The sequence below is a fragment of the Amycolatopsis sp. genome, from assembly GCF_035276945.1.
Lineage (GTDB): Bacteria > Actinomycetota > Actinomycetes > Mycobacteriales > Pseudonocardiaceae > Amycolatopsis_E.
The window spans coordinates 1-7,527 of sequence record NZ_DATELF010000080.1 but is presented as its reverse complement, the minus strand read 5'-3'; the positions used below and the strand labels follow the sequence as shown (position 1 = coordinate 7,527).

6 protein-coding genes and 1 pseudogene are annotated in these 7,527 nt (G+C 67.3%); 3 read left to right on the top strand and 4 right to left on the bottom strand.

The annotated features are described in order from the left end of the window. The coding region (locus VJT49_RS13845; protein WP_324165198.1) for a pyridoxamine 5'-phosphate oxidase family protein at window positions 1-500 on the bottom strand (500 nt) is incomplete at its 3' end. 12 nt (window positions 501-512) lie between these two features. Next, window positions 513-1,013: a cysteine dioxygenase family protein gene (locus VJT49_RS13840; RefSeq protein ID WP_324165197.1), complete on the bottom strand. Its 501-nt coding sequence runs from the start codon at window positions 1,011-1,013 to the stop codon at window positions 513-515. A 102-nt stretch (window positions 1,014-1,115) separates the two neighbouring features. On the opposite strand from VJT49_RS13840, the gene VJT49_RS13835 reads away from it, so the two are divergent. Beyond that, window positions 1,116-2,006: a LysR family transcriptional regulator gene (locus tag VJT49_RS13835; protein ID WP_324165196.1), complete on the top strand. Its 891-nt coding sequence runs from the start codon at window positions 1,116-1,118 to the stop codon at window positions 2,004-2,006. A gap of 808 nt (window positions 2,007-2,814) precedes the next feature. Here the strand turns inward: VJT49_RS13835 and VJT49_RS13830 are convergent. Further along, window positions 2,815-4,041, bottom strand: coding sequence for a cytochrome P450 (locus VJT49_RS13830; RefSeq protein ID WP_324165195.1), 1,227 nt, complete (start codon window positions 4,039-4,041; stop codon window positions 2,815-2,817). A gap of 346 nt (window positions 4,042-4,387) precedes the next feature. Here VJT49_RS13830 and VJT49_RS13825 point away from each other — a divergent pair, with 346 nt between their 5' ends. After that, a complete protein-coding gene (locus tag VJT49_RS13825) occupies window positions 4,388-5,329 on the top strand; it encodes an ATP-binding cassette domain-containing protein (protein ID WP_324165194.1) in 942 nt (313 codons plus the stop codon). After that, on the top strand, window positions 5,326-6,075 hold the full coding sequence (locus VJT49_RS13820) for an ABC transporter permease (RefSeq protein WP_324165193.1): 750 nt from the start codon (window positions 5,326-5,328) through the stop codon (window positions 6,073-6,075). The genes VJT49_RS13825 and VJT49_RS13820 overlap by 4 nt, the downstream gene beginning before the upstream one ends. Here the strand turns inward: VJT49_RS13820 and VJT49_RS13815 are convergent. Next, window positions 6,059-7,527 (bottom strand): annotated as a pseudogene (locus VJT49_RS13815) (AfsR/SARP family transcriptional regulator); the annotation flags it as partial. The gene VJT49_RS13820 and the pseudogene VJT49_RS13815 sit on opposite strands and share 17 nt — an antisense overlap.

Here is a 7,527-nt window from a genome sequence, read left to right as displayed (position 1 = left end):
GCCCGGGCGGCTGTGGTTCGAGGCCCTGGAACAGCGTGTTGCCCAGATACGCACCGAGCGCCGCGCGAGCCGCACTGGCTGACAACAGCGCACCAACGCCGCCCGGTCTCGGCGGTCGAGTCCAGCAATATGTACGGCCATGCCTCCCACTCGGCCCGTTGCCCGGGCGTCATCTGGTAGGTGCCGTTCCACTGGAAGTACTCCTCGGGGATGCCGTCGACGACATCCAGCTCCGCCCGGCCGCGGATGAGCAGGACCTTCGGCGGGTGCGACTCGGTGTCGATCGTCAGCGCGACCGCGGGATTGCGGCGCAACGCCGGGAGTTTCCGCGCGTTCGTCGCGGTGCACATGACGATTTCCGTGCCGTTCCAGACGATTCCGATCGGGATCGAGCGCGGGGTGCCGTCCAGCCCGGTGAAGGCCAGTCTGGCCAGGTCACGGGCCAGCAGTTCCTGGCTGAGTGGGCGGTTCAGTACCTCGTCGATGGCGTGCTGGTCCATGGTTCGGGCTCCTCAGTTGTAGTAGCGGCGGGCGCTGGACCCGACGCGGGTGATGTCGGTGCCGTAGATGTGCAGGCTGATGGCGATCTCGTCGCCGACGTTGCGGATGCGGTGGATGTCGCCGGGCGGTGCGAAACCGCTGACCTCGCCGGGAGGGTTGTCCCGCGTGCCCATGGGGTTGAGCGTTTCGTCGAACAGTTCCTCGTGCTCGATGCCCGACAGCACGCCCACGACGCACCAGGTGATGTGGTCGTGGATCCGGGTGGTCTGCCCGGGACGCCAGACCAGGCCGAGGATGGAGAACGCCCCGTCGGGCTCGGCATGCAGCAGGTGGCCCGCGACCCGGTCGGGCCGACCGAGACGCTGGTCGGGCGTCAGGATCCCGGGGCCGGGCAGGTGCTCGCGAAGCTGGTCGGCGACCAGTTGCGCAGTGTCCGTCCAGCCGGTCCGCACGTCGATCGCCTGGCGCACGGCCGCGACGAGATCGGTGAGCGTCGTCAGTGAGCGGGTCATGGCCGTGTCCTCGCTGAGCGGGTTTGTCCCGATCAGCCTCCCGCGCACCGACTCATTCGTCCAATGACAATACGTGGGCTAACTCATGCGTATCCTTTATGCATGCTGGATATCCTGCGGTTACGGGTTCTTGCGGCGATCGCCGCGCAGGGCTCGGTCACCAAGGCCGCCAAGCACCTGAACTACTCCCAGCCCGCCGTCAGCCATCATCTGGCCAGGCTGGAGGCCGAGACCGGCGCCAGGCTCGTCCAGCGGGTCGGCCGGGGCATCCGGCTCACCCCGGAGGGCGAGCACCTGGCCCGCCGCGCCACCGAGATCGTCGGCCGGGTCGACACCGCCGCCGCGGAACTGTCCGCGATGGTGGGCCTGCGCACCGGCCGCGTCCGGGTCGCCGGTTTCCAGTCGGCGCTCGCCGCGCTGGTGCCGCACGCCGCGGGCACCCTGCGCCGCGAGCACCCCGGCATCGAACTGCACCTGATCGAGGCCCACCCGCGCGTGGCACTCGATCTGCTGCGGGCCGGGCAGGTCGACGTCGCGGTCGTCTTCCGCTACGACGACACGACACCGGACGACATCCGCGCCACGCACCTGTTCGACGACCCGATGTACCTGCTCAGCCTCGAACCCGGCCAGACACTGGCAGGCAACCGCGACTCCGCCTGGATCGCGGGCTGCGAGAACTGCCGCCGCGAGTTCCTCGAGGCCTGCGACAAGGCGGGCTTCCTCCCACCCATCGCATACACCAGCGACGACATCATCGTCCAGCAGGCACTGGTCGCCGCGGGCATGGGCGTGACCACCATGCCAGGGCTGGCACTGCGCACCCACCACGCGCCCGGAATCGAGGCCAGCGTCCTACACGACTTCCGGCGGCACGTCTACCTGGCCAGCTATGGCGACCCGCCCGATCCACCCGCGACCACCACCTTCATCACCGCACTGCACCACGCCGTCCAGCAGACCCGACCAGGCGAGCCGACCCCACCCACGTAGGGCCCACTCGACGAGCACCAACGAGGCGACAGAAGAACCACCGAATCCACCAAGCCATCCCGGACGTCCGATGACCGAGCCGTCCAGATCGACCCAGGCAAGTCCCAGCTCAGTGCCGACCAACCGTCAACCTGATCAGGACGGGATGCCGCTGGCGCCCGCAGCCTGTCTGTCTCAAGTGGATTGACAGGGTAGTAGCTGCGGTTGACCTCGCGGACAAGTCGGCCATCCGGCGCCAGGAGCAATCCCTTTGCGCCGGTGCTCGCCGTCAGCGCGACAACGTCGCCGCGGGCGACACCATCGCGGCGTCGAACTGATCGCCGTAACCGCTGAACCTCCGTGAACCCGATGAGCCGTCCAGAGGAACGGACCGCCAACCGGCCGCAACGTCGTACAGTTGACCCCCAACCCAGACCAGTGCCTTCGCTCCCGCAACAGCGACCACATCCCGGCGAACATTTCGCATGAGGCCAGTCTGCCCGGCACCCCCAAGTCTCGGGACTATTTCGCTCATCGGCCGACAGTCTCCTCACGGATCGCGAGTACCTGTCGACCTGATGCCCACTTCCGGCCCCTCAGCCAGTACTGGCTGGTTCTCATGCTGGCATGTCAGCGCCGCCCGAAATTCGGTTTCGCCCTTTGCCTGTGGTTTTGTACAGTACGCGGCGTGGCCCTCTCGCTCACACCGTGAGCGAGAGGGTATTTGCTGTTCATCGGGCTTTTTCCGGGTTGTAATCCCCGAAGGCGTCGTGCCCGTTGGGGCTGGAGTTGCTCAGGGCATGTCGGGTGACGCGCTCGGCCGACGGTTTTACCGGGCCGTTTCCGTCCAGGTGACCGGCAGTTCGTGGACGCCGTAGATGTTCATGTTGGTCTTGAGTTTCACTTCGCTGGTCGGGATGGCGAGCTTGAGGGTCGGGAAGCGACGCAGCAGGCCGCTGAAACCGGCGCGCATCTCGATGCGGGCCAGTTGCTGGCCGAGGCATTGGTGGATGCCGTGGCCGAAGGACAGGTGACCGCGGGCCTTGCGGTGGATGTCCAGGGTGTCGGGGTTGTCGAAGCGCTTCGGATCGCGGTTGGCCGCCAGTAGTGAGATGATGACGGTCGATCCCTTGGGGATGGTTTCGCCGCCGAGTTCGATGTCCTCCGTGGCGTAGCGGAAGAAGATGTCGGCAATGGACAGGTAGCGCATGAGTTCCTCGACGGCGCCGGGCATCAGGTCCGGGTTGGCGCGTAGTTCGGCCAGCTGTTCGGGGTGTTCCAGGAGCGCGAAGGTGCCCAGTCCCAGCATGTTGGCGGTGGTCTCGTGGCCCGCGAGCAGCAGCAGGAAGGCGATGCCGGTCAGCTCCTCGATGGTGAGGTCGTCACGGCCGGCCAGGTCGGACAGTATGTCTTCGCCCGGGGCGGCGCGTCTGCGCGTGACCAGTTCGGAAAGGTACGTGGTCAGTGCGCCGTACGCGGCCATCTTCTCGTCGAGCGACACGTCCTTTTCCAGGAACTTCGCGGAGTTGACCTGGAAGTTCTCCCGGTCCGAGTAGGGGACACCGAGCAGTTCGCAGATCACCAGGGAGGGCACCGGCAGCGCGAACTTCTTGACCAAATCGACCGGTGGGGTCAGGCGCATCAGCTCGTCCAGTTGCCGCTCGGCGATGTCGGTGATGTGCTCTTCGAGCTGCTTCATGCGTTTCACGGTGAAGGCGCCGGTGAGCATGCGCCGCAGCCGGGTGTGGTCCGGCGGGTCCATGGCGATGAACACGCCCGGCTGCTGCGGGGACGGTTCGGCAGCGGCGGGCATGCCGGGGGTCTCATACGGCATGTGGAGAACGCCGATGTCCTGGCGGGAGCTGAACCGGGTGTCGGCCATGAGCCGGCGGACCGCGTCGTAGCCGGTGACGAGCCAGCCCTCGTGACCGTCGGGGAAGACCATGGGACTGACAGGGCGAGTTTCGCGCAGCCGGGCGATCTGGCGGGGCGGGTCGAAGGGGCCCGCATCGCGCTCCATGGGGAGGCCGTGCGGAATGGGAACCGTTCGGCTCATCGGATTTCCTTTCGTGGCGGTTGTCGCGACCACAATCGCCGACGGACCAGACATACGACTGACACGGCGCTGACACCGACCCATGCCCGGAGATTGGTCGCTGGGTCAGGGGCGTCGCCGGCCATGGTTCGTGGTCGGCGACGCGGTCAACGGCGAGGTAGAGCCGACGGAAGAGGAGAGTCGTCCCGGTCGAGCTGTTCGACAGGGAGCGGCGGATTTTTGCGACAGGCAGTCGTCAGTAGCCCGCGCAGTGTTCTGGCCTGGCGCAACGGGGTAGAACGCCGTGGCGGTGGTCGTGTCAGAGGCGTGTCAGGAGTGTGACAGGGGCCGTGCCGATGCTGGTCGCATGAAAAGTTCGGCGATTGCGGTTTCAGGGCTGCGGAAGGCATATGGGGACAAGATTGTGCTCGACGGCATCGATCTGGATGTTCGTGCGGGCACGGTTTTTTCCCTGCTCGGTCCGAATGGGGCGGGTAAGACCACGACGGTGAACGTGCTGACCACGTTGGTGAAGGCCGACGGTGGGACGGTACGCGTTGCCGGCCATGATGTCGCGACCAGCGCCAAGGCGGTGCGCGCGGCGATCGGTGTCACCGGTCAGTTCGCGGCGGTGGACGAGCTGCTGACGGGGCAGGAGAACCTGCAGCTGATGGTGGACCTGAACCGGGCGTCCTCCGGCAACGGCAGGCGAATCGTCACAGAGCTGCTGGAACGGTTCGATCTGGTGGAGTCGGCGCGGAAGCCCGCGTCGACCTACTCCGGGGGTATGCGCCGGAAACTGGACCTGGCGATGACGCTCGTCGGAAACCCACGGATCATCTTCCTGGACGAGCCGACGACGGGACTGGACCCGCGCAGCCGTCGCACGATGTGGTCGATCATCCGTGACCTGGTGGCCGATGGTGTGACCGTTTTCCTGACCACCCAGTACCTCGAGGAAGCCGATCAGCTCGCCGACCGGATCGCGGTGCTCGATCAGGGCCACCTGGTCGCCCAGGGCACCGCCGACGACCTCAAACGCCAGATCCCCGGGACGCACGTCCGGCTCCGGTTCACCACCGTCTCCCAACTCGACGCGGCCGCGCGTCTCTTCCCCGACTCCACGCGGGACGACGAGGCACTGACCCTGCGGGTTCCCAGCGATGGCGGGACGAAATCGCTGCGGGCTCTGCTGGACAGGCTCGACGAGTACTCACTCAGTGCGGAGGAGTTCTCCGTGCACACACCCGACCTCGACGACGTTTTCCTCGCCCTGACGGGCCACACCACGGAGATGGCCGCGAAATGAGCACCAAGTCCCATTCGATGGTGATGTTGCGTCGCAACTTCAAACACATCGCCCGGAATCCGACCACGGTGTTCAACGCGGTCCTGATGCCGGTCGTGGTCATGTTGATGTTCGTGTACATGCTCGGAGACGCTTTCGACGTCGGTGTCGACTACGTCGACTACGCGACGCCGGGACTGATGCTGCTGGCCGTCTGTTACGGGCTGGGGGCCACCGCGACGTCGGTGAACTCCGACATGACGAAGGGCATCATCAACCGGTTCAAGGTCATGGACGTCTCCCGTGGTGCGGTGCTGACCGGTCACGTCGTCGCCAGTCTGCTGACCAATCTGGTCGCCATCGGGGCGATCATCGGGGTGGCCTTCCTGCTGGGATTCAGCCCGTCGGCGAGTTTCCTCGATTGGCTCGGCGTGGTCGGCATCGTCGTGCTGCTCGGTTTCGCGGCCGGCTGGCTCACGGTCGCCCTGGGACTGGCGGCGAAGTCTCCGGAAACGGCGGGTCTGGCCGCCGTGCCTCTGGTCATGCTGCCGTTCTTCAGTAGCGCGATCGTACCGGCGGAGAAGATGGGGCCGGGCGTCCGGCAGTTCGCGGAGTACCAGCCCTTCACTCCGATCATCGAAACCATGCGCGGGCTGCTCAACGGCGCACCGTCCTCCAGCGACGCGATCGCCGCCATCGCCTGGTGCGTCGGGATCGCTCTCGTCGGCTACCTGTGGGCGCGTTCCACGTTCAAGAAGCGAGCGTGACCGCGACCAGTTGATTCCAGCTCCTCCGCGCGCCTTCCCGAGCCGCCTCCGCGAACCGCGTGTCGCCGAGGCGGCTCCGCGCGGACTGCTCGATCCGTGCGACATCCGGGTGGGAACGATCCGGCAGTCCGCGCACGCCGTCGCTTGCCGCGAGCAGCCGCACGGCCTGCTCGTACTGGTCGCAGCGTAGTGCCAGGTCCGCGACCCCGACGAGTACCTGCGCGATCAGGGGTGCGTGCCCCGCCTCGGCCGCCGCCTGGCAAGCCGCTACGCGGTACTTACGGGCCTCGCCGAGATCGTCGGCGAGATAGCCGAGCAGGTCATGGGTTACCGCGCGGATGTTCGCTCGCTCCGCTTCGTCGCCCAGCATGGCTGTCGCGGCGCCGAGCTGCTGGTATGCCTCCTCGGCGTCGCCGCTCCAACGAGCGAGTTCCGCCTTCGAGAGGGCCAGTGTCGCCAGCGTACCGGGCCAGGTGACCCGTTCCGCGCAGCGTTGCGCCTCGCCTATGGCAGCGGCGCTGGAGTCCTTGTCGCCCAACAGCCAGTACAGCTGTGCCTGTCGCGACCGCATCCGGCTGACATCGTCGATGGCACCGACTTCGGTGACGACCGCGATCGCCTGTTCGTAAAGCTCGCAGGCACCGGCGAGCTCGCCGCGCATGGCGAGAAAGCCCCCCAGCTCGGACAGAGCCAGCGAGATCCCGAAGCGTTCGCCGAGCGTACGGAACTCGGCGAGCGCCATCTCCAAATACACCTCGGCTTCCGGGCCGCCCTGGCCGATCACGATCCGCATCTTGCCGAGCTGCCACCGGGCCAGGGCGCCTACCCAGGGGTCCTCGGAGTCCAGCAACGGCTCGAACGCGGATGAGGAGGCGTCCGGCGCCTGCAACATGCGTTCCAGCGGGGCAACCAGCCCCAGCAGCGGGTTGTGGCGCTGACTGCGCTGGCTGAACCGATACGCCTGGTGGATCCACTCCGCGACCTGGCGTTCGTCGCCCCGCCCGGAGCCCAAGAACTGCACCACCAGCGCGTACACCATGGCCCGAACGTCATCGCTCACCTGGCCGGGGGTCTTGGTGGCCGCGATGATCAGTTCGAGGCCTTCCGTTCGGCGCCCGCCGAGCCACCAGTACCAGCCCGCGGCCGCCGCGAGCCGCAACGCTCCCGCCGCGTCGTCGTCGGCGAGCGCGCCGCGCAGGGCGGCCGCGATATTGTCGTGTTCGGCCTCGAGCCTGGCGAGCCACTCCAGCTGCTCGGCGCGGCGCAGATGCGGCTCCGCGGTCTCGGCCAGCTCGGTGAAGTACGCGAGATGCGCGCGGCGGGCCGGCTCCGCCTCGACCAGGGCGAGCCATTCCAACTGCTCGGCGCGGCGCAGATGCGGCTCCGCGGTCTCAGCGAGTTCGGTGACGTACGCGAGATGCGCCCGGCGGGTCGGCTCCGCTTCCCCGGCCT